Raw genomic sequence first — 26,116 nt, forward strand, 5'->3', positions numbered from 1 at the left:
GCAAAAAGTGGTGTTCGTCAATGCTAGCCCAGGTTCGCGTCGCTTCCCGGGGATTGATGTAACCCCCGATGACAGCTCACTCGACGCCCCCATCCCTCCGCTAATTTTTCCCCGCCCGGTTCGTTTTATAGGGACGACGTGCCTTTGTGCTTCCCGCCTATTGCCCCGGATTCCAAGAAATGAATGCTGAAGACTCCTTGAAACTTGCTCGCCGGTTTATCGGGCTGCCCCTGGAAAAACGCCAATTGTTCCTGCAAGCCTTGCAGAAAGAAGGCGTGGATTTTTCAAGGTTTCCGATTCCGGCAGGGGTGGAGGTGGAGGACCGCCAGGCGCTGTCCTACGCACAGCAGCGCATGTGGTTTCTATGGCAGTTGGACCCGGCCAGTGGCGCCTACAATTTGCCCGGCGCGGTGCGTTTAAGTGGCGTGTTGAGCCTGCCAGCGCTGGAGCAAGCGTTCGCCAGCCTGGTGGCGCGTCACGAAACCCTGCGCACAGTGTTCCAGCGTCAGGCCGATGAGCGGCTGGCGCAGGTGGCGGTGGAGCCGTCGGTGGCCGTCGAGCACCTGGACCTCACCGCCTTGGCCTTTGATGCGCGGGAGCAGGCCGTCAACGCCGCCGCCACCCGTCAATCGCTGTTGCCGTTCGACCTGGAACATGGGCCACTGCTGCGCGTGCAACTGCTCAAGCTTGCCGAGCAGGAACACGTGCTGCTGCTGACCCTGCACCACATCGTCTCCGACGGTTGGTCGATGAATGTGCTGATCGACGAATTCATCCGTTGCTATGACGCCCACGAGCGCGACGAAGCGCCCCAACTGCCGGCGCTGCCCATCCAATACAGCGACTACGCCCTGTGGCAGCGCCGCTGGCTGGAAGCGGGCGAGCAGGCGCGCCAATTGGAATATTGGCAGGCCCGCCTGGGTGATGAGCATCCGGTGCTGGAACTGCCCACTGATCACCCACGCCCCGCGATGCCCAGCTACCAGGGCACACGGCATAACTTCGCGATTGATCCGGCACTGGCCGCGCAACTGCGCAGTTGCGCGCAAAAACACAACGTCACCCTGTTCATGCTGCTGCTCGGTGCCTTCAATGTGCTGTTGCACCGCTATACCGGCCAAAGCGACATTCGCGTCGGTGTGCCGATTGCCAATCGCAATCGCACCGAAGTCGAGGGCCTGATCGGTTTCTTCGTCAACACCCAGGTGTTGCGCACCGAACTGACTGGGCAAACGCGGGTTGCCGAGTTGCTGCAAGGTATCAAGGAGCATGCCCTGGGCGCCCAGGCTCATCAGGAATTGCCCTTTGAACGTCTGGTGGAAGCGCTGAAAATCGAGCGCAGCCTGAGTCACACGCCGCTGTTTCAGGTGATGTATAACCATCAGCCGGTAGTCGCCGACATCGCCTCGGTCAGTACCGCATCGGGTCTGGAATTGGCCCTGGTGGAATGGCAAGGCCGTACCACCCAGTTCGACCTGACCCTGGACACCTATGAAAAGTCCGGCACCCTGCATGCCGCGCTGACCTACGCCAATGACTTGTTCGATACGCCCACCATCGAGCGCATGGCCCGGCACTGGACCCGCCTGCTGCAAGCTATGGTGCTCGATGGCGAACAGCGCATTGGCGAATTGCCCATGCTTGACGCGGCTGAACAGCAACGGTTGCTCCACACCTGGAACCAGACCGCCGAGGCGTACCCGACTGAGCGCGGCATTCATCACCTGATCGAAGACCAGGCACGGCGCAGCCCCGATGCTCCGGCACTGGTGTTCGGTACCACCACCTTGACCTACGCCCAACTGGATGCGCGCGCCAACCAATTGGCCCATGCCCTGGGCGAGCAGGGCGTAGGGCCCGACGTATTGGTGGGTATCTGCATCGAGCGCTCCATCGAAATGGTGGTTGGCCTGCTGGCGATTCTCAAGGCCGGTGGCGCCTACGTGCCCCTCGACCCTGAGTACCCCCAGGAACGCCTGGCCTACATGATCGAAGACAGTGGCATTCAGTTGTTACTCAGCCAGCAGAGCCTGCTGGCGTCGCTGCCCGTCGCCGGTATCCAGGTGATTGCCCTGGACCAGCCGGCGCTATGGCTCGACGGATACAGCAGCGAATCGCCGAACGTGGCCCTGCATGCCCTGAACCTGGCCTACGTGATCTACACCTCGGGCTCCACCGGCAAGCCCAAAGGCGCTGGCAACAGCCATCGTGCGTTGGTCAACCGCTTGAGCTGGATGCAACAGGCGTATGGCCTGGGTGCCAATGACGCGGTCTTGCAGAAAACCCCGTTCAGCTTTGATGTGTCGGTGTGGGAGTTCTTCTGGCCGCTGATGAGCGGCGCACGCCTGGTGGTCGCGGCGCCTGGCGAGCACCGTGAACCGGCGCGCCTGATTGACACCATTGGCCGGCACGCCATCACCACCTTGCACTTCGTGCCGTCGATGTTGCAGGCGTTTATCCATGAGCCGGGCGTACAGGCGTGCGCGAGCCTCACGCGTATCGTCTGCAGCGGCGAAGCCTTGCCCCTGGATGCGCAACAGCAAGTGTTCGCCAAGTTGCCCGCTGCGGCGCTGTACAACCTCTATGGCCCGACCGAGGCGGCCATCGACGTCACGCACTGGACCTGCATTGACGAAGGCGTCGACAGCGTGCCCATCGGCCGCCCCATCGCCAACCTCGGCACCTACGTGCTGGACGCACAACTCAACCCGGTGCCGGCTGGCGTCAGCGGCGAACTCTATCTCGGCGGCGTTGGCCTGGCGCGCAGTTACCACCGACGCCCGGCGCTGACCGCCGAACGTTTTGTGCCCAGCCCGTTCGTGATGGGCGAGCGCCTGTATCGCACCGGTGACCGCGTGCGCCAACGTGCCGATGGGGTGATCGAATACCTCGGCCGTCTCGATCATCAGGTCAAGTTGCGCGGCTTGCGTATCGAGCTGGGCGAAATCGAAGCACGCCTGATGCAGCATCCACACGTGCGCGAAGCCGTGGTACTGGTACATGGCGGCAAGCAGTTGGTCGCCTATCTGGTGCACCCAGGCGAGGCGCCAACGGACCTCAAGGCCTGGTTGCTCAGCAGCTTGCCGGAATACATGGTGCCGACGCATTTCATTGCGCTGCCCAAGCTGCCGGTGACCGCCAATGGCAAGCTCGATCGCAAGGCGTTGCCAGTGCCAGACGCGGCACTGCAACAGGCGTTTGTCGCCCCCCAAGGCGACCTGCAAACAGCCCTGGCTGCCATCTGGAGCGACGTACTGGGCGTTGAGGAGGTCGGCCAGGACGATAACTTCTTCGAGCTGGGCGGCGATTCGATCATCTCCATCCAAGTAGTCAGCCGCGCCCGTCAGGCCGGCATTCGCCTGAGCCCGCGTGACCTGTTCCAGTACCAGAGCATCCGCAGCCTGGCCCTGGTGGCGCGCTTTGAGCAGGTCAGCCTGATCGACCAGGGCCCGGTCAGCGGCGAGGTCATGCTGACGCCCGTGCAACACAGCTTTTTCGACCAGCCGATCCCGGCGCGGCATCACTGGAATCAATCCTTGTTGCTGGTGCCCGGCGAGGTGCTTGAGCCTGCACGGTTGGAGGCAGCGCTGGCGCGGTTGATCCAGCATCACGACGCCTTGCGCCTGCGTTTTGTGCAGCAGGCTGACGGCTGGCAGCAGAGCCATGCCGCCTACGTCAGCGAACCGCTGTTGTGGCAATGCCAGGCCAGCACCGACGCCGAACTGGCGGCGCTGTGTGATGAAGCCCAGCGCAGCCTTGACCTTGCCCAAGGCCCGCTGCTGCGCGCCGCGTTGGTGAATTTGGCCGATGGCAGCCAACGTGTGCTGCTGGTGATCCACCACCTGGTGGTGGATGGCGTGTCCTGGCGCATCCTGCTTGAAGACCTGCAACAGGCCTACCGCGACCAGGCGCTGCCGGCGAAAACCAGTGCCTACCAGCGCTGGGCGCAACAGTTGCACCGCCACGCGCAGTCCCTCGACCAGCAACTGCCGTACTGGCAAGCCCAATCCATCGACGCCGAGCTGCCGTGTGATCACCCCGAAGGCGGCCTGCAAAACCGCCTGGGTGCCAAGCTGGAAACACGCCTCGACGTCGAGCACACCCGCCGACTGCTGCAAGACGCGCCAGCGGCCTATCGCACCCAAGTCAACGACCTGCTGTTGACCGCCCTGGCGCGGGTGATCAGCCGTTGGAGCGAGCAACCTGCTGCGCTCATTCAATTGGAAGGTCATGGTCGGGAAGACCTGTTTGACGACATCGACCTGAGCCGCACCGTCGGCTGGTTCACCAGCCTGTACCCGGTGCGCCTGCACGCCGAAGGGGAACTGTCGGCGGCGATCAAGTCGGTGAAGGAGCAACTGCGCGCCGTGCCGAACAAAGGCATTGGCTACGGCCTGTTGCGTTACCTCGGCACGCCTGAAACCCGCGAAGCGTTGTCGACCCTGGCCGCGCCGCGCATCACGTTCAACTACCTGGGCCAGTTCGACCGCCAGTTCAATGACTCGGCACTGTTCGTGCCGGCCCGCCAGGGTAGTGGGCAGGCTCAGGATGCAGAGGCACCGCTGGCCAACTGGTTGACGGTGGAAGGGCAGGTGTATGGCGGTGAGCTGTCGCTTCAATGGGGCTTCAGTCGAGAGATGTTCGAGGCGGCAACTGTGCAGCGTCTGGCGGATGAGTACGCAGCCGAACTCAATGCGCTGATCGAGCATTGCTGTGCCACGCCGGCAGGCCAGGTGAGCCCGTCGGATTTCCCGCTGGCACGCCTCACCCAGCAGCAACTGGATGCGTTGCCCGTGGCCGGGCCGGCGATTGCCGACCTTTATCCGCTGTCGCCGATGCAGCAAGGCATGCTGTTCCACACCCTGTTGGAACCCGAGGCCCAGGCCTACATCAACCAGTTGCGCCTCGACATCGAGGGCCTCGATGTGCTCGCTTTCGGGCGTGCCTGGCAGGCTGCACTGGATCGTCATGACATCCTGCGCAGCAGCTTCTATTGGCTGGGCCTGGACAGTGCTCATCAGCTGATCCAGCGCCAGGTCGACCTGCAACTGCAAGTGATCGAAGACCCAAACGCCGACTTCGACACCCTGGCCCACGCCGAACGCGAACGTGGTTTTGCCCTGAATGCCGCGCCGCTGTTTCGCCTGACGCTGGTGCGTGGTGCCGGTGCGGCCTGGCACTTTATCTTTACCAGCCACCACATCCTCATGGACGGCTGGAGTAACGCGCAGTTGCTCGCCGAGGTCATCGCGCATTATGCGGGGCAGGCAGTACCGGCGCCGCTCGGGCAGTTCCGCGATTACCTCGCCTGGCTGCAACAACAGTCCTCGGGCGAGGCGTTCTGGAAAACCGCCCTGGCGGCATTGCCGGCGCCGACTCTGCTGGCGCAAGCGCTGCGCACGCCGGTCGACGGGGTGGGCATGGCTGACCATCACGTGGCACTGGAGAGCAACTTTACCCGCCGCCTCGGCGAGTTCGCACGCCAGCACAAAGTCACCCTCAATACCCTGTTGCAAGGGGCTTGGAGCCTGTTGCTGCAACGCTACACCGGCCAGGACTGTGTCGCCTTCGGTGCCACGGTGGCCGGGCGTTCCGCGCCGCTGCCGGGGATCGAGCAGCAACTGGGCCTGTTCATCAACACCTTGCCGATCATCAGCGCAGCCTCGCCAGCCCAGTCGGCTGCGACTTGGCTCAGCGAACTGCAAGTGCTCAACCTCAGCCTGCGCGACCATGAACATGTGCCGCTCTACGACATCCAGGGCTGGGCCGGCCAGCAAGGCGCGCTGTTCGACACCTTGCTGGTGTTCGAGAACTTCCCGGTCGCCGAGGCGCTCAAGCAAGGCGCGCCGGCCGGCCTGACCTTCGGTCGCCTGCACAACCATGAGCGCACGCACTATCCATTAACCCTGGGCATCGAACTGGGCGCCAGCCTGCGCCTGGAGTTCAGCTATGACCGTGCCCAGTTCAGCGAGGCGCAAGTGGCGCAGTTGAGCGCCAACCTGCAACACCTGCTGGCGCAATTGCTCGCAGACGCTCACATGCCGCTGGGCAACCTGCGCCTTCTCGACGCCCCTGCGCAACAGCAGATGCTCGCGCTGAGCCGCTCAGCCGCAGCGCCACAGGCCAACGAGCGCGTGCATCAGCGTATAGCCGCCCAGGCCGAGGCGACGCCGGACGCCCTGGCTGTGCAGGCCGGTGACGCCAGCGTGAGCTACGCCCAGTTGAACCAGCGCGCCAACCGCCTGGCCCATCGCCTGTTGGCGCTGGGTGTCGGCCCCGGCCAACGGGTGGGCCTGGCTTCGCGGCGTGGCCCGCAGTTGATCGTCAGCCTGCTGGCAGTGCTCAAAAGCGGGGCGGCCTACGTACCGCTGGACCCTAAATACCCGGCGGAGCGTTTGGCCTACATGCTCGCCGACAGCCGCCTGGACCTGCTGCTCAGCGAAACCGGCTTGCTCGCCGACTTGCCTTTGCCCCGCGGCCTGACCCGCGTGGATTTCAGCGCCTGTGGCGAGGAGCTCACCGGCTACCCGACGACCAATCCGCCTAATCACGCAGCGGCGGCTGACCTGGCCTACGTGATCTACACCTCTGGCTCCACCGGCCAGCCCAAGGGTGTGGCCATCGACCATGCCGCCCTCGGCCAGTTCTGCGACAGCGCCACGCTGTACAGCCGACTGAGCGCCGAGGACCGCGTGTTGCAGTTTGCGACCTTCAGTTTCGATGGTTTTGTCGAACAGTGCTTCCCGCCCCTGTGTGCGGGCGCGGCGTTGATCATGCGTGGCGATGAACTCTGGGACGCCGGGCAACTGGCGCGAGAAATCGTTGAGCAGGGCGTGACTCTGGCCGATTTGCCCGCCGCCTACTGGTACCTGTTGGCGCAGGAATGCGCCGAGCACCGTCGCTCCCTGGGCAAGCTGCGCCAGGTGCATGTGGGTGGTGAAGCCATGTCAGTGGAAGGCGTGCGTGCGTGGTACGCCGCGGGCTTGGGCAATGTGCGCCTGGTCAACACCTACGGGCCCACCGAAGCCACGGTTGTGTCCAGTGTGCATGAGTGCCAATTGGCCGATGCCAACGACGCCTACGGCGTGCCAATCGGGCAGGCGATTGCCGGGCGCGCGCTGTATGTACTCGACAACGGTTTCGAACTGTTGGCCACCGATGGCGTGGGCGAGCTGTGCATTGGCGCCGAGGTTGGCTTGGCGCAACGCTACTTCGACCGCCCGGCGCTGACCGCCGAGCGCTTCTTGCCGGACCCGTTTTCCGCCACGCCCGGTGCGCGGCTTTATCGCAGTGGCGACCTGGCCCGGTACAACCCGGCGGGTGCGCTGGAGTACGTCGGGCGTATCGACCATCAAGTGAAGATTCGTGGCCTGCGTATCGAAATGGGCGAAATCGAAGCCAGCCTGCAAGCCTTGCCCAACGTGCGGGAAGCCGCCGTGCTTGCGCAGCCGAGCGCGACCGGCGTGCAGTTGGTGGCGTACGTGGTGCCAGCCGAAGGCCAAGCGCTGGCGACCCAGGCACTGGCAGCGCGCTTGCGCCAGACATTGCCGGACTACATGGTGCCGGGCCATTGGGTGGCCCTTGATGCCTTGCCGTTGAACCACAACGGCAAGCTCGACCGCCGTGCACTGCCCACACCCGATCTGAACCAGGCCAGCACCACCTACGTGGCGCCGCAGAGTCCATTGCAAATCCAGTTGGCGGCGATCTGGCAAGCAGTGTTGCAGGTCGAGCAGGTTGGCCTGGAAGATCACTTCTTCGAACGCGGCGGCCACTCTTTGTTGGCTACCCAAGTGATCTCCCGGGTGCGCCACGACCTCAAGCTGGAAGTGCCGTTGCGGGCGCTGTTCGAACAGCCGACGCTGGCAGCCTTTGCTGCGGCGTGCGCAGGCGTGCAGGTCGATACGGCGCCCGTGATCCAGGCAGTTGGCCGTGACCAGCCACTGGCGTTGTCATTTGCTCAGGAACGGCAGTGGTTTCTCTGGCAATTGGATCCCACCAGCGCGGCCTATCATGTGCCCACCGCTTTGCACCTGCGCGGTGAACTCGACATCGCGGCGCTGGAGCGCGCCGTCGAGGCCCTGGTGCAGCGCCATGAACCGCTGCGCACCACCTTTGTGGAGTCGGGCGAGCACACTGTGCAAGTCATCCACCCAAGCCTGGCAGTGCCGGTTGAGCAACAAAAGGTCGACGCCGGCACTATCGAGCAGGCTGTCATCGAAGAGATCCAGCGCCCGTTCGACCTGCGCAACGGCCCGCTGATGCGCGTCAAGTTGCTGATCGTCGCGCCTGATCACCATGTGCTGGTCATCACCCAGCACCACATCATCTCTGACGGCTGGTCGATGCAAGTGATGATCGACGAGTGGGTGGCGCTGTACCAAGGCGACGCTGGCTTGCCGGCCTTGCCGATCCAGTACGCCGACTATGCCCAGTGGCAGCGCGACTGGATGGCGGCAGGGGAACAACAACGCCAGCTCGATTACTGGTGCGCTCGTCTGGGTCACGAACATTCGCTGCTGGACCTGCCCCTCGACCATCCGCGCCCCGCAGTGCAGAGCCATCGTGGTGCGCGCCGTAAGATTCATCTGGAGCGTGCGCTGCTGACTGAACTCAAGGCCCTGGCCCAGCGTCAGGACGTGACCCTGTTCATGCTGTTGCTGGCCTCGTTCCAGACCTTGCTGCACCGTTATAGCGGCCAGGCGCAGGTGCGTGTCGGCGTGCCGGTCGCCAACCGTAATCGCTTCGAAACCGAACGACTGCTGGGCTTTTTCGTCAACACCCAGGTGCTGCAAGCTGACGTGCACGGACAGATGCCGTTCGACCAGTTGCTGGCCCAGGTCAAGCTGCGTGCCCTGGAGGCGCAGGCCCATCAGGACCTGCCGTTCGAGCAGCTTGTGCAAGTGTTGCAGCCCGAGCGCAGCCTGAGCCATAACCCGCTGTTCCAAGTGATGTTCAACCATCAGGACAGCCTGCGTTCAGCCCCGGTGCAATTGCCCGGCCTGGCTTTGCAGCCAGTGGATTGGGCCGGTCACAGCACGCAGTTCGACCTGAACCTGGAAACCGAGGAATCGGTGGACGGTCTCTGGGCCTCGCTGACTTACGCCACGGATCTGTTTGACGCGGCGACCGCGGAACGCCTGGCCGAGCATTGGCAAAACCTGCTGCGCGCGGTCCTGCAGGATGCCTCGGTGGCCTTGGACGACCTGGCGATGCTCAGCCCGTCGCAATCGCAGCAAATGGTGCACGACTGGAACCGCAGCGACACTGACTACCCGCGCGAACGCTGCGTACACCAGTTGTTTGAGGCCCAGGCCGCGGCGCAACCCGACGCCATTGCGCTGCACTTCAATGACGAGCGCCTGAGCTACGGCGAACTCAACCGCCGCGCCAATCGGCTGGCCCATCGTCTGATCGACATGGGCGTCGGCCCGGACGTGCTGGTGGCGGTGCACGTGGAGCGTTCCCTGGACATGGTGGTTGGCTTGCTCGCGACCCTCAAGGCCGGTGGCGCCTATGTGCCGCTCGACCCGCAATTCCCGGCAGAGCGCCTGGCCTACATGCTTGAAGACAGCGGCGCCCGGGTATTGCTGACGCAACCGCACCTGCTGGGGCACCTGGCTCAGCCGCACGGCGTGCAGGTGCTGATGGTGGAGGATGCCGGCACAGCGCAGCACGACCCCCAGGTTGCTGTGACACCGGAGCATCTGGCCTACGTGATCTACACCTCTGGCTCCACCGGCAAGCCCAAAGGGGTGATGGTGCGCCACAAGGCGCTGTGCAGCTTCACCAGCGGCATGGCTGGCACGTTGAGTATCGGCCAAGATGCGCGGCTGTTGTCGCTGACCACCTTCTCGTTCGACATCTTCGCCTTGGAGCTGTATGTGCCGCTGAGTGTCGGCGGCACCGTGTTGCTGAGCGCCCAGGCAATGGCCCTCGACCCGGAGGCGATCCTCGATCTGGCCCAGCGCCAGGCGGCGAATGTGCTGCAAGCCACGCCCTCGACCTGGCGCATGTTGCTCGACAGCCCACGGGCTCATGCACTGCGTGGCATCGCCTGCCTGTGCGGTGGCGAAGCGCTGCCCGTCGATTTGGCCCAGCGCATGCTCGATCTGCAAGGCCCGTTGTGGAACCTCTATGGTCCGACGGAAACCACCATCTGGTCGGCGGCTCATCGTTTGCACCGGGCATTGCCGTTCGTGGGGCGGCCCATCGCCAATACCCGCTTGTTCATTCTCAATGCCGGTCTCACGCCATGCCCCCAAGGTGTGTCCGGTGAGCTGCTGATCGGTGGTGTCGGCCTGGCGCGCGGTTACCACGGGCAGCCGGCGCTGACCGCCGAACGCTTCGTGCCCAACCCGTTTGGGGCTCCGGGCGAACGCCTGTACCGTACCGGCGACCTGGCACGCTATCAGGCGGACGGCGTGGTGGAATACATCGGCCGTGTCGACCATCAGGTCAAGGTCCGGGGTTTCCGTATCGAGCTGGGTGAAATCGAAGCCTGCCTGCGTGAGTTCGACGGCGTACGTGAAGCCGTGGTGCTGGCCGATAACGACCGGCTGATCGCTTACCTGGTCAGCACCGAGCCGCAGGCACCGCAGGTGTATAAAGCCGCGCTGCGCGAGCGTCTGCCGGACTACATGGTGCCAGCGCAGTGGCTGTTCCTCGACAGCCTGCCGCTGACCCCCAACGGTAAGCTCGACCGCAAGGCACTGCCCAAACCGGATGCCAGCCTGTCGCTCAAAGGCCATGTAGCGCCCGTCACCCCGCGCGAGCAGCAGGTGGCGGCGATCTGGGCCGAGGTACTGGAATTGCCCCGTGTGGGCCTCGACGATCATTTCTTCGAGTTGGGCGGGCATTCATTGCTGGCCACGCGGGTGGTGTCACGGGTGCGTCAGGCCCTGGCGCTGGAGGTCCCACTCAAGGCCTTGTTCGAACAGCCGCTACTGGGTGATTTCGTGCAGGCCTTGGGCGAGGAGGGCGTCACCGCGCCGGCGCTGATCAAGGCCGATCGCACGCAGCCTCTGCCGCTGTCTTATGCCCAGGAGCGCCAGTGGTTCCTCTGGCAACTGGACCCGGCCGGCGCCGCGTATCACATCCCCAGCGCCTTGCGTTTGCACGGGCCGTTGGACCTGACCGCGCTGCAAGAGAGCTTTGATAGCTTGCTGGCTCGCCATGAAAGCCTGCGCACGTATTTCCGTCAGGACGCCACCGGCGCGGTTCAAGTCGTTGACGCCCAGGGCCGGGTCGATATCGAGCAGGTCGACAGCGACTATGCCGGCCTCAAGGCGCGGGTTGCGCAGGTGGTCGCCCAGCCTTTCGACCTGCTGCGTGGGCCGCTGCTGCGGGTTACCTTGCTGCGCCTGGCCGAGGACGACCATGTGCTGGTGCTGGTGCAGCATCACATCGTCTCTGACGGCTGGTCGATGCAGTTGATGGTCGAGGAACTGGTGCAGGCGTATGCCGCTAACAGCCAAGGCCAGGACGTGCAATTGCCGACGCTGCCGATCCAGTACGCCGATTATGCCGTGTGGCAGCGCGATTGGATGGAGGCCGGAGAGCAGGCGCGTCAATTGGCCTACTGGCGTGAGCAATTGAGCGGCGAGCAACCAGTGCTGGAGTTGCCGTTCGACCACCCGCGCCCGGCACAGCCAAGCCATCGCGGCGCACGCTTGGGTATCGAGTTGCATCCGGAGTTGTTGGGCAGTTTGCGCGCGCTGGCGCAGCACGCTGGCGTCACGCTGCCGATGCTGCTGCTGGCGTCTTACCAGGCATTGCTGCATCGCTACAGCGGCCAGGAAGATGTGCGCGTGGGCGTGCCGATTGCCAACCGTAATCGCCTGGAAACCGAGGGGTTGATCGGCTTCTTCGTCAACACCCAAGTGCTCAAGGCCGATATCCACGGGCAAATGAGCACCGAGCAATTGCTGCACCAGGTGCGTCAGCGTTCCCTCGAGGCCCAGGCTCACCAGGACCTGCCGTTCGAACAGCTTGTGCAGGCATTGCAACCGGAGCGCAGCCTGAGCCTGAGCCCGTTGTTCCAAGTGTTGTTCAACCACCGTGTGAGCGCTGCCGACAGCCACCTGCATCGCCTGGCCGACCTGCACGTCGAAGTCCTGGATTTGGACGAGGGCGTGGCCCAGTTCGACCTGGCGCTGGATGTGGAAGAAAGCCCGACGGCCCTGCGTGCCTCCCTGAGTTATGCCACCGACCTGTTCGCCGTGGCGACCATCGAGCGCATGGCCGGGCATTGGCAGAACCTGTTGCGGGCAATGGTGGTCGACCCACAGCAGCCCATTAGCCAATTGAGCCTGCTGGGCGAGGATGAGCAACAGCAGATTCTTGAATTGTGGAACCAGACCGACGCCGGTTTTTCAGCCGAGCGCCTGGTGCACGAATTGGTCGGTGATCGCGCCCGGGAAACCCCGGACGCGGTGGCGGTGAAATTCGATGCTCAAACCCTGAGTTACGGCGAGCTGGATCGTCAGGCCAACCGCCTGGCCCATGCCTTGATCGCCCGTGGCGTCGGCAGGGAAGTGCGGGTGGCCATCGCCATGCCGCGCAGTGCCGAGAGCATGGTGGCGTTCCTGGCGGTGATGAAAGCCGGCGGTGTGTATGTGCCGCTGGATATCGAATACCCACGTGATCGCCTGCTGTACATGATGCAAGACAGCCGTGCGCAACTGCTGCTGACTCACAGCCGGGCGCTGCAGCAACTGCCAGTCCCCGAGGGCCTGGAGACCCTGGCGATTGATCGCACCGAAGAGTGGGCCGGTTACAGCGATACGGCACCGGATGTGGCGCTGGACGGCGACAACCTTGCCTACGTGATCTATACCTCCGGCTCCACCGGTTTGCCCAAGGGCGTGGCGGTGTCACACGGGCCGCTGGTGGCGCATATCATCGCTACCGGCGAGCGCTATGAAACCTCACCGGCCGATTGCGAACTGCACTTCATGTCCTTCGCCTTCGACGGTTCCCACGAAGGCTGGATGCACCCGCTGATCAACGGCGCCAGCGTGTTGATCCGTGACGACAGCCTGTGGCTGCCGGAATACACCTACGAGCAGATGCACCGCCACAACGTGACCATGGCGGTGTTCCCACCGGTGTACTTGCAACAGTTGGCCGAACATGCCGAGCGCGACGGCAACCCGCCGGCGGTGCGGGTGTATTGCTTCGGCGGTGATGCCGTTGCTCAAGCCAGCTATGACCTGGCCTGGCGCGCGCTGAAACCCAAGTACCTGTTCAACGGCTATGGCCCGACGGAAACCGTGGTTACACCGTTGTTGTGGAAGGCCCGCAAAGGCGATCCCTGCGGCGCTGTCTATGCGCCCATCGGCACCTTGCTGGGCAACCGCAGTGGCTACGTGCTGGATGCGCAACTGAATCTGCAACCCATCGGCGTGGCCGGCGAGTTGTACCTGGGCGGCGAGGGCGTGGCCCGTGGTTATCTAGAGCGTCCGGCGTTAACCGCAGAACGCTTCGTGCCGGACCCGTTCGGCAAGCCCGGCAGTCGCGTGTACCGAAGCGGCGACCTGACCCGTGGGCGTCCGGATGGCGTGGTGGATTACCTGGGGCGTGTCGACCATCAAGTGAAGATCCGCGGTTTTCGTATCGAACTGGGGGAAATCGAAGCGCGTCTGCGTGAGCAAGCCAGTGTCGGTGAAACCGTGGTGGTGGCCCAGGAGGGGCCGACCGGTAAGCAACTGGTGGCCTATGTGGTACCGGCCGACGCCAGCCTGGCCGACCCGGTTGAGTTCCGTGACGCCCTGCGTCGTGCCCTGAAAGCCGACCTGCCGGACTACATGGTGCCCAGCCACTTCGTATTCCTGGCGCAGATGCCGCTGACCCCCAACGGCAAGCTCGACCGCAAGGGCCTGCCGCTGCCGGATGCGAGCCAGATGCAGCAGCAGTACCTGGCTCCGCAAACCGAGCTTGAGCAGCAGATCGCCACGATCTGGGCCGACATCCTGCACCTGCCGCAAGTGGGCCTGAACGACAACTTCTTTGACGTCGGTGGCCACTCCTTGCTGGCGATCCAGATTACCTCGCGGGTGCAGGCCGAGCTCGGCCTGGACGTACCGTTGATGGAACTGTTCCAGACCGAATCGCTGCGCGCCTACGTGCAGGCCGCAGCCACTTTCCGCGCCGGCAGCGTGGAAGATTTTGATGACCTTCGTGACTTTTTGAGCGAACTAGAGGCGATTTGAACCATGCTTTCCAACCCTAATATCGACCTGGTGTCGCGCTTTCTTCGCTTGCCTCTGGAGCAGCGCCAGCAGTTTTACCTGCGCCTGCACAGCCGGGGCATGAGTTTCGCTCAACTGCCGATTGCTCCCACCCGCCACGACAACGACACACCGACGTTGTCTTACGCCCAGGAACGCCAGTGGTTCCTCTGGCAACTGGACAAGGACAGCACCGCCTATCACATCCCTGGCGCCCTGCGTTTGCACGGGCACTTGGACCTGGCCGCGTTGCAACGCAGTTTCGACAGCCTGTTGGCCCGGCATGAAAGCTTGCGCACGCAACTGGTCGAGGACGGTGAACGCCTGTGGCAGGCAGTGATGCCGCAGGCGCGGGTGCAGATCGAGCAGGCGCACGTCGACGAAGCACAGTTGATGGCGCGGGTGGAAGAGGAGGTGGCGCGGCCGTTCGATTTGCACCAGGCGCCGTTGTTGCGTGTGACGCTGCTGCAACTGGCCGAGGATGAGCATGTGCTGGTGATGGTGCAGCACCATATCGTCTCCGATGGCTGGTCGATGCAGGTGATGGTAGAGGAACTGGTGCAGCTCTACGCGGCCCATAGCCAGGGCCATGACCTGCAACTCCCGGAACTGCCGATCCAGTACGCCGACTACGCGCTGTGGCAACGCGGCTGGATGGAAGCCGGGGAACAGGCGCGCCAACTCGCGTATTGGCAGGCCCTGCTGGGCGGCGAGCAACCGGTGCTGGAATTGCCGCTTGACCGCCCGCGCCCGGCGCAGCAAAGCCATCGCGGTGCAAGCCTGCAGGTGCATTTGCAACCGACGCTGGTGGCGGGTCTCAAGCGCCTGGCGCAGCAAGAGGGCGTGACCGCGTTCATGCTACTGCTGGCGTCGTTCCAAGCCCTGTTGTATCGCTACAGCGGGCAGTCGGATATCCGCATTGGCGTGCCGAATGCCAACCGTAACCGCGTCGAAACCGAGCGGCTGATCGGCTTCTTCGTCAACACCCAGGTACTCAAGGCTGACCTTGACGGGCAGATGAGCTTTGCCGAGCTGCTGCAACAAACCAAACGCCGCGCCCTGGAGGCCCAGGCTCATCAGGACCTGCCGTTCGAGCAACTGGTGGTGGCGTTGCAGCCCGAGCGCAGCTTGAGCCACAACCCATTGTTCCAGGTGATGTTCAACCACCAGACCGATGCCCAGGGCGACCGGGAAGGCCAGCAGTTACCGGGCCTGCGTGTGGTGGAACTGGATTGGGACAGCCAGACCACCCATTTTGACCTGAGCCTGGACACCCATGAATCCGCCGACGGGCTTTGGGCTGCGCTGACCTACGCCACCGACCTGTTCGATGCAGCCACCATCGAGCGCTTGGCGCAACACTGGCAAAACCTGCTGCAGGCGGTGGTGAGCGCACCCCGCAGCCGCCTCTGCGAGCTGCCGATGGTGGGTGCCGCTGAGCAACACAGGATGCTTCAGGACTGGAACACCCCGGCTGGTGTCACCCCCTTTGAGGCTGTGCACCGGCTGTTTGAAGCCCAGGCTGATCAGCAGCCGGAACGTCAGGCCCTGGCCCTGAATAAGCAGGCCCTCAGCTATGGGGAACTGAACCGTCAGGCCAACCGCCTGGCGCATTACCTGCTGGCCCAGGGCGTAGGCCCTAAAGCGCTGGTGGGGATCGCCGTGGAACGCTCCTTTGCCATGGTGGTCAGCTTGCTTGCGGTGCTCAAGACGGGAGCGGCCTATGTGCCGCTGGACCCTGAGTACCCCCGCGAACGTCTGGTGCATATGCTTGAGGACAGTGGTGTGGGCCTGGTGTTGACCCAATCCCACCTGCATGGGCGCCTGCCGTTGCCGACCCAGGTGCTGGCGGTGGACATCGACCGGGTCCAGGCGCAGTTGGCGTTGTGTGCCGACGATAATTTACCGGTTGATGTCGAGTCCCAGAGCCTGGCGTATGTGATCTACACCTCCGGCTCCACAGGCAAGCCCAAGGGGGTTGCCATCAGCCATGCTGCACTGAGTGAGTTCGCTGGCATCGCGGCGGATTACTCGCAGCTGGTTGCCCAGGACCGAGTGTTGCAGTTTGCCACCTTGAACTTCGACGGTTTCGTCGAGCAGCTATACCCAGCCCTGACCCTCGGCGCCACCGTGGTACTGCGTGGCCCGCAGTTGTGGGACGGTGCCGAGCTGTACCGACAGATCATCGCCCAGGGCATTACCTTGGCCGACTTGCCCACCGCCTACTGGAAGCTGTTCCTGCAAGATTGCCTGGCAGCAGGCCCAAGGACCTATGGTGCCTTGCGGCAGATCCATATCGGCGGCGAAGCCATGCCGTTGGATGGCCCGCTGTTGTGGCAGCGCGCCGGGCTCGGCCATGTGCGCTTGCTCAACACCTACGGGCCTACCGAGGCCACGGTGGTTTCCAGCGTGCTGGACTGCACTGACCCGAGCGCTGTCAGCGCCGTCGGTGCCAGCCCCATTGGCCGGGCGCTGCCAGGGCGTGGCCTCTATGTGCTGGACCGCGACCTGAACCTGCTGCCGCTGGGCGCCGTGGGTGAACTCTATATCGCCAGCGCCAATGGCTTGGCCCGTGCGTATTTGCAGCGGCCAGGCCTGACCGCCGAGCGCTTTGTCGCTGACCCGTTCAGCCCATCCGGCGAGCGCCTGTACCGCACCGGCGACCTGGCCCGCTACCGAGCCGATGGCGTGGTGGAGTATGTCGGGCGGGTCGATCACCAGGTCAAGGTTCGTGGTTTTCGCATAGAACTGGGTGAGATTGAAACTGTGCTGCTGGCCCAGGACAGCGTGCGTGAAGCGCTGTTGCTGGCTGCCGACAACCAACTGCTGGCCTACCTGGTACCTGCGCAGACGCTGTCTGAAACCGAGTGCGCCGAGGTGGGCGAACAGTTGATGGCCACCTTGCGCGACCACCTACCCGACTACATGGTGCCGGCGCACCTGATCTTTCTCGACCGCATGCCGCTCAACCCCAACGGCAAGCTGGATCGCCAGGCCCTGCCCAAGCCAGATGCCAGCGTGGAACAACAGGATTGGCGGGCGCCGGTCACCCCGTTGCAACAACAGATGGCGGCGATCTGGGCGGCTATTCTTGGAGCCGAACGTGTGGGCTTGAACCAGCACTTCTTCGAGCTGGGAGGGCATTCCCTGTTGGCGATGCAGGTGGTGTCACGCATCCGCCAGACCCTGAGCCTGGAAGTGCCGCTCAAAGCCGTGTTTGAACACCCGCGTCTGGAGGCGTTTGTCGCGGCCTTGCAAGCCCAGGAGAGCCCATTGCCAACGGCGCCGGCCCTGCTTCCGGCCGGGCGCGTGCAGCCGTTGCCATTGTCTTACGCCCAGGAGCGACAGTGGTTTCTCTGGCAACTGGAACCCCACAGCGCGGCGTATCACATTCCCAGCGCGTTGCGCCTGAAAGGGCGGTTGGACCTGGCTGCGTTGCAACGCAGTTTCGATAGCTTGCTGGCGCGCCATGAAAGCCTGCGCACCCATATCCACCAGGATCACGACGGCGCGGTGCAAGTGATTGAGCCGTCAGTTTCCTTGCCGATCACCCAGGCGGAGATCGAAGAGACCGAGCTCAAGGCCCATGTAGAAGCGCTGATCGCCCAGCCGTTCGACCTGCAACGAGGCCCTTTGCTGCGCGTCACTTTGCTGCGCCTGGCCGCCGACGAGCATGTGTTGGTATTGGTGCAGCATCACATCGTCTCCGATGGCTGGTCGATGCAATTGGCTGTCGAAGAACTGGTGCAGCTGTATGCCGGTTATAGCCAAGGCCAGGACGTGCAGTTGCCGGCGCTGCCGATCCAGTATGCCGACTACGCCGTATGGCAGCGCAGCTGGATGGACGCCGGTGAGAAGCAACGTCAACTGGCCTACTGGCAGGAACTGTTGGGCGGTGAGCAGAGCGTGCTGGAGTTGCCGTTCGATCACCAGCGCCCGGCTGTGCAGAGCCACCGCGGCGCACGCCTGGCGTTCGAGCTGGCGCCGGAACTCGCTCAGGGGCTCAAGGCTTTGGCCCAACAGCAGGGCGTGACCCTGTTCATGTTGTTGCTGGCATCGTTCCAGACCTTGTTGCACCGCTACAGCGGCCAGGAAGAAATACGCGTCGGCGTGCCGATTGCCAACCGCAATCGCAGCGAGACCGAGCGCTTGATTGGCTTCTTCGTCAACACCCAGGTGCTCAAGGCGGATGTGCATGGGCAGATGAGTGTCGAGCAGTTGCTGCAGCACGTTCGGCAAAGCGCCCTGCAAGCCCAGGCCCACCAGGATTTGCCGTTCGAACAACTGGTCGAAGCCCTGCAACCTGAGCGTAGCCTGAGCCACAACCCGCTGTTCCAGGTCATGTTCAACCATCAGACTGACGTCGGCCAGGCTCAGGTTCAGCACCAATTGCCAGGGCTGCGGGTAGAAGGCCTGGACTGGGACAGCAAGACCGCACATTTCGACCTGGACCTGGATATTCAGGAGTCCACCGAAGGTATATGGGCCACTTTGGGTTATGCCCAGGACCTGTTCGAAGCCAGCACCGTGCAACGCATGGCGCGCCACTGGCAGAACCTGCTGCAGGGTATGGTCGCCAACCCACGACAGCAGCTCAGCCAGTTAAGCCTGCTGGACGCGACCGAACAACAACAGATCCTGCAACTGTGGAACCGCACGGAGTCTGGCTTTTCGGCCGAGCGCCTGGTGCACGAATTGGTCGGCGATCGCGCCCGCGAAACCCCGGACGCGGTGGCGGTGAAATTCGACGCGCAAACCCTGACTTACGGCGAACTGGATCGCCAGGCCAACCGCCTGGCCCATGCCTTGATCGCCCGTGGCGTCGGCCCGGAAGTGCGGGTGGCCATCGCCATGCCGCGCAGTGCCGAGATCATGGTGGCGTTCCTGGCGGTGATGAAAGCCGGCGGTGTGTATGTGCCGCTGGATATCGAATACCCACGTGATCGCCTGCTGTACATGATGCAAGACAGCCGCTCGAAATTGCTGTTGACCCATTCGGCCGTGCAACACCGGTTGCCGATCCCGGACGGCCTCGACGTCTTGGCGGTGGATCAGGTGCAAGCCTGGTCGGATTACAGCGATACGGCCCCGACTGTGGCGCTGGACGGCGACAACCTTGCCTACGTGATCTACACCTCCGGCTCCACCGGTTTGCCCAAGGGCGTGGCGGTGTCACACGGCCCGCTGGTGGCGCATATCATCGCTACCGGCGAGCGCTATGAAACCTCGCCGGCCGATTGCGAGCTGCACTTCATGTCGTTCGCTTTCGACGGCTCCCACGAAGGCTGGATGCACCCGCTGATCAACGGCGCCAGCGTGTTGATCCGTGACGACAGCCTGTGGCTGCCGGAATACACCTACGAGCAGATGCACCGCCACAACGTGACCATGGCGGTGTTCCCACCGGTGTACCTGCAGCAGTTGGCTGAACATGCCGAGCGCGACGGCAACCCACCGGCGGTGCGGGTGTACTGCTTTGGCGGTGATGCCGTTGCGCAAGCCAGCTATGACCTGGCGTGGCGCGCGCTGAAACCCAAGTACCTGTTCAACGGCTATGGCCCGACGGAAACCGTGGTTACACCGTTGTTGTGGAAGGCTCGTAAAGGCGATCCCTGCGGTGCCGTTTACGCGCCCATCGGCACCTTGTTGGGTAACCGCAGTGGCTACGTGTTGGATGCGCAACTGAATCTGCAACCCATCGGCGTGGCCGGCGAGTTGTACCTGGGCGGCGAGGGCGTGGCCCGGGGTTACCTGGAGCGTCCGGCACTGACTGCCGAGCGTTTCGTACCGGACCCGTTCGGCAAACCGGGCAGCCGCGTGTATCGCAGCGGCGACCTGACCCGTGGGCGTCCGGATGGCGTGGTGGATTACCTGGGGCGTGTGGACCATCAAGTGAAGATCCGCGGTTTTCGTATCGAACTGGGGGAAATCGAAGCGCGTCTGCGTGAGCAAGCCAGTGTCGGTGAAACCGTGGTGGTCGCCCAGGAGGGGCCGACAGGCAAACAACTGGTGGCCTATGTCGTACCACTGGACCGGACGCTCCTGGATGATGCTGTCGCTCAATCCACCGGTCGCGAAACCTTGCGCCGTGCCTTGAAAACCCGCTTGCCGGACTACATGGTGCCGACGCACTTGATGTTCCTTGAGCGTATGCCACTGACCCCTAACGGCAAGCTCGACCGCAAGGGCTTGCCGCTGCCGGATGTGAGTCAGATGCAGCAGGCTTATGTGGCACCTCAGAGCGAGTTGGAGCAGAAGATCGCCGCGATCTGGTCCGATGTGCTACGCCTGCCGCAGGTGGGCTTGCATGATAATTTCTTCGAACTGGGCGGCGATTCGATCATTTCGATTCAGCTGGTCAGCCGCGCCCGCCAGGCCGGTGTGCGTTTCACGCCCAAAGAGTTGTTCCAGCATCAGACCGTGCAGAGCCTGGCGACGGTCGCGAGGGAAGGCGACGGTGTGGTGCAGATGGACCAGTCGCCGCTGACTGGCGATTTGCTGTTGTTGCCGGTGCAACACAGTTTTTTTGCCGATGACATTCCCCAGCGTCATCACTGGAACCAATCTGCGGTGCTGCAACCGCACCAGCCGTTGCAGGTACCGCTTTTGTTGGCCGCACTGCAGGCATTGATCGTGCATCATGATGCCTTGCGCAGCACCTTTATCGAGGGCGCACAGGGCTGGAGCGCGGCCTACCGTGGGCCGGATCAGCACCAGGCTGAACAGGTGCTATGGCAAACCACATTGAACAGCGTCGAAGAACTTGAGGCCTTGGGCGAAGAGGCCCAGCGCAGTCTCGATCTGGGCGCAGGCCCGTTATTGCGTGCGGTGTTGGCGCAGTTGGCCGACGGTTCACAGCGCTTGTTGCTGGTGATCCATCACTTGGTGGTGGACGGTGTGTCGTGGCGCATTCTGCTTGAAGACTTGCAAAGCACGTATCAGCAACTGGCCCAAGGCGCACCTGTGACACTGCCAGCCAAGACCAGCGCCACCCGCGCCTGGGCTGCTCGCCTGCAGACTTACGCCCACAGCCCGGCGTTGCAACAGGAACTGGTTTGGTGGCAGACGCAATTGCAGGGCAGCCCGGTCGGTTTGCCGGGCGCCGATCCACAGGCGAGTCTGAGCAACCAACTGGCGCTGAGTGTGAGCACACACCTGGATGCCACCTATACTCGGCGCTTGCTGCACGATGCGCCGAGTGCCTATCGCACCCAAATCAATGACCTGCTGTTGACTGCTCTGGCGCGAGTTATTACGCGCTGGAGCGGCGAGGCTTCTATGTTGATCCGGCTTGAAGGTCATGGCCGCGAAGATCTGTTCGATGACATCGATCTGACTCGCACTGTCGGTTGGTTCACCAGCCTTTACCCCGTGCAACTGGCCCCGGCCGATTCCCTGGCTGCCTCCCTGAAGCGCATCAAGGAGCAGCTGCGAGCCGTGCCCGACAAGGGCCTGGGGTTCGGTGCCCTGCGTTACCTGGGTAATGCCGCAACGCAACAGGCGTTGGCGGCCTTGCCGCAGCCACGTATCACCTTCAACTATCTGGGGCAGTTCGATGCCAGCTTCGACAGCGGCGAACAGCCAGGACTGTTCACGCCGACCGCTGATGCCAGCGGTGCCGAGCAAAGCCCGCAGGCACCTTTGGGCAACTGGCTGGAAATCAATGGTCAGGTCTATGGTGGCGAGCTGAAGTTGAACTGGAGTTTCAGCCAGGCGATGTTCGGTGAAGCAACCGTCAAGTGCTTGGCCGACGACTATGCCTTGGAACTCAAGGCTCTGATTGATCATTGTTGCGAGTCGGCGCATCAGGGCGTGACGCCGTCGGACTTCCCCTTGGCGCGGTTGTCCCAGGACCAGTTGGATGGCTTGGCACTGAACGTGGCTGAGGTCGAAGACCTGTACCCATTGTCACCCATGCAGCAAGGCATGCTGTTCCAATCGCTGTACGGCGAAGGTTCGGGTGACTACATCAACCAGATGCGCATTGATGTGCAGGGCCTGGATGTGGCGCGCTTCCAGCAGGCCTGGCAGGTGGCGGTGCAACGCCACGAGATCCTGCGCAGCGGTTTTGTCTGGCAGGCGGAGCTTGAACAGCCTTTGCAGGTGGTCTACAAGCAGGTGCGCCTGCCGTTCATGGCGTTGGATTGGCAGACCCGCGAGGACTGCAACCAGGCCCTGGATGAACTGGCCGAGTCGGCACGGGCCCAGGGCTTTGTCCTGGAGCAAGCACCGTTGTTGAGCTTGACGCTGGTACGCACGGGGGCGACAAGCTATCACCTGATCTACACCAATCACCATATTTTGATGGATGGCTGGAGTGGTTCGCAGCTGTTCGGCGAGGTATTGCAACAGTATGCGGGTGAGCCGCTGCCAGCGCCGACCGGGCGGTATCGTGACTACATCGCTTGGCTGCAGGCGCAGGACAAAGCCGTCAGCCAAGCGTTCTGGAAGGCGCAACTGGTCAACTTGCAGGAGCCCACGCGCCTGGCCCGCACCATAGACGCCGAGGTGGATGCGGCCCTGGCGGTCAATGGCGAGCATCGCTTGAGCCTCGATGTCGCGCAAACCGAACACCTCAAAGCCTTCGCCCAACGTCACAAGGTGACCCTCAATACCCTGGTGCAAGGCGCATGGTTGTTGCTGTTGCATCACCACACCGGGCAAGCCACCGTAGCATTCGGCGCCACGGTGGCAGGGCGTCCAACGGAACTGCGTGGGATTGAACAGCAGGTCGGCTTGTTCATTAACACGCTGCCGGTAGTGGCGACGCCGGATGCGCAAATGTCGGTCAGCCAGTGGCTAGAGCAACTCCAGCAACAGAACGTTGGCTTGCGTGAGCATGAACACACGCCACTGTTTGAGATCCAGCGCTGGGCGGGGCTGGGTGGAGAAGCGCTGTTCGACAGTATCCTGGTGTTCGAGAACTACCCGGTGTCCGAGGCGCTGGAGCAGGGCGCACCGTCGGGGCTGCGTTTTGGCGCAGTGCACAGCCTGGAGCAGACCCACTATCCATTGACCGTGTTGTTGGCTATAGGCCAGACACTGGGCTTGGAGTTCAACTACTCCCGCCAGGCTTTCAGCGGCGCGCATATCCAGCGCTTGGCCGAGCACTTCCAGCAGTTGCTGCTGGCCCTGGCCAGCGACGGCAGTCAACGCCTTGGCGCGTTGCCCTCAGTGGCGCAGGCCGAGCGGCAGTGGGTATTGCATGATTGGAATGCCACTGCGGTGGATTACCCGCTGGATCAAGCGGTCCACACGCTGATCGAGGCTCAGGTGCTGCGTACACCGGATGCACTTGCCTTGATTTTCGCGGGGCAAGCCTTGAGTTACAGCGCGTTGAACGCCCGGGCCAATCGCCTGGCACATCGCTTGATGGCGGCCGGGGTTGGCCCGGATGTGCTGGTGGGGCTAGCGGCGGAGCGCTCGGTGGAGATGGTGGTTGGTCTGTTGGCGGTGCTTAAGGCCGGTGGCGCTTATGTGCCGCTGGACCCCGAGTATCCTCGTGATCGCCTGGCCTACATGCTGCAGGACAGTGGTGTGCAACTGCTGTTGACCCAGGCTCATCTACTGGCGCAACTGCCGGTTCCTGCCGGTGTGCAAACCCTGGTGCTGGAACATGGCGATACCTGGCTGGAAACCTTCAGCAGCCACAACCCGAATATCCCAGTGCACGGCGAAAACCTTGCCTATGTGATCTACACCTCCGGCTCCACCGGTCAGCCCAAGGGCGCTGGCAACCGCCATATAGCGCTGACCAACCGCCTGTGCTGGATGCAACAGGCATATGGGCTCAAGCCACACGACAGCGTGTTGCAGAAAACGCCGTTCAGCTTTGACGTGTCGGTGTGGGAGTTTTTCTGGCCGCTGATGACCGGCGCGCGTCTGGTCGTGGCTGCACCGGGCGATCATCGTGATCCAGCCAGGCTGGTACGGCTGATCAACGAGCAACAGGTCACCACGTTGCATTTCGTGCCTTCCATGTTGCAAGCGTTCTTGCAAGACGCGGCGGTTACTTCATGCCAGAGCCTGCAACGCATCGTTTGCAGTGGGGAGGCGTTGCCTGCCGATGCCCAGCAGCAGGTGTTCGCCAAATTGCCCCAAGCCGGGTTGTACAACCTGTATGGCCCTACTGAAGCCGCCATCGACGTGACCCACTGGACCTGCGTGGAGGAAGGCCGCGACGCCGTACCCATTGGCCGACCCATTGCCAACCTGGGTTGCTACGTGCTGGACGACAACCTGGAACCTGCGCCAGTGGGTGTGCTGGGCGAACTGTATTTGGGCGGTATTGGCTTGGCGCGGGGTTATCACCGCCGTGCGGCGCTTACCGCCGAGCGGTTTGTGACCGACCCGTTCGGCAGCGGCACGCGCCTGTATCGCACCGGTGACCTCGCGCGTTATCGCGACGATGGCGTGATTGAATATGCCGGGCGAATCGATCACCAGGTCAAACTGCGTGGCCTGCGCATAGAGTTGGGCGAAATCGAAGCGCGCTTGCTGGAACTCGACAATGTCCGCGAAGCCGCGGTGCTGGCGGTGGACGGTACCCACCTGGTGGGTTACCTGGTGCTGCAACAGCCGCTTGAAGCGTGGAAGGCAGAGGTGGTTGCACACCTGGCCGAGCAGTTGCCCGACTACATGGTCCCGGCGCAATGGGTAGTGCTGGCGCAGATGCCGTTGAGCCCGAACGGCAAACTGGACCGTAAGGCGTTGCCCAAGCCAGAGGCCCACAGTGCCGCGCAATACCAGGCACCCGTTAGCGAGATTGAGCAGCAAATAGCGGCGGTCTGGAGCGAGGTGCTGGAGGTGGAGCGCGTAGGGCTCAACGACAACTTCTTCGAACTCGGTGGCCATTCGTTGCGGGTGCTGATGCTCAAGGAGCGAATTCGCAAGGTCAGCGGCGTGAACCTATCTGTCAGCCAATTGATGCTCAACCCCACCGTGGCGGGGCAGGTCAAATGCCTGCAGGGCAATAGCCGGTCTTCGTTGATCGTCAAGCTCAACCAGCAGATGCAAGGCACGCCGTTGTTCCTGTTCCACCCAAGCTTCGGCTCGGTGCATTGCTACACCGCGATTGCCCTGGCCTTGCGCGAGCAGCGCCCAGTGTTCGGGGTAATGTGCCGTGCCTTGGCCGAAGAGGGCGCCACGGTGCCGCAATGGCAGGTAATGGTCGAGGACTACACCGCGCAATTGTTGGTGGCCCAACCCCAAGGCGCGTTCCGCCTGGGTGGCTGGTCATTGGGTGGCAACCTGGCGATGGAGGTAGCCTACGGCCTGGAGCAAGCCGGCAGAGAGGTGGAGTTTGTCGGCTGGATCGACGCTGCGCCGCCGCAGTGGGTCAAACCTTATTGGGATTCTTTGGAAGTTGAGGACGACCGCGAAGCCTCAGCCAATGAGCGCCGCGCCGCGTTGCTGGGGGTGATGTTCCCTGAGTTTGCCGAGTCCATCCAACTCGCCTGGCAGCAATGCCAACGGGATAGCGAGGATGAAGCGGGACAATGGCAGGAATTTGTGAACTGGGCTGAACAGTGTTTGGGCGAAGCCTTCACGGTGATCAAGGATGAATTACTGCGTGGCAATGAGGCGCAGATTTCCTGGGACGTTGACCGGGCACTCAGTGAGCGTTTGCTGCAAGCTGACTTCAAGCCGATCAAGGCGCCCGTCACTTGTTGGTGGGCGTCCATGAGCCGGGCAGGGCGCTTCAAGGACCTGATCGAACAGCAAATGGCAACGGTGATCAGCCAAGGGCGCATCGAGCGCTCAGTGATGATCGAGACCGATCATGACGGCATTATCGACAGCGCGGTGTTTATCAGCAGTTTGGTAGAGGCGTTGAGGTAAGCCGCCGCTCAACCACAAAAACCCGGATCCAGTGTCCGGGTTTT

General features: G+C 63.1%; 2 protein-coding genes. Both read left to right on the plus strand.

Annotated elements, in window-relative coordinates; genetic code table 11:
• Positions 1–179 precede the first annotated feature (179 nt).
• Positions 180–14,213, plus strand: a complete 14,034-nt coding sequence (locus tag TX24_RS11865; protein ID WP_057710390.1) for a non-ribosomal peptide synthase/polyketide synthase — start codon at positions 180–182, stop codon at positions 14,211–14,213.
• A 3-nt stretch (positions 14,214–14,216) separates the two neighbouring features.
• Positions 14,217–26,072 carry a non-ribosomal peptide synthetase gene (locus tag TX24_RS11870; protein WP_057710391.1) on the plus strand — a complete coding sequence of 3,952 codons (11,856 nt, stop codon included), beginning with the start codon at positions 14,217–14,219 and terminating at the stop codon, positions 26,070–26,072.
• The last annotated feature ends 44 nt before the right edge of the window (positions 26,073–26,116 follow it).

The sequence above is a fragment of the Pseudomonas lactis genome, assembly GCF_001439845.1.
Lineage (GTDB): Bacteria > Pseudomonadota > Gammaproteobacteria > Pseudomonadales > Pseudomonadaceae > Aquipseudomonas > Aquipseudomonas lactis.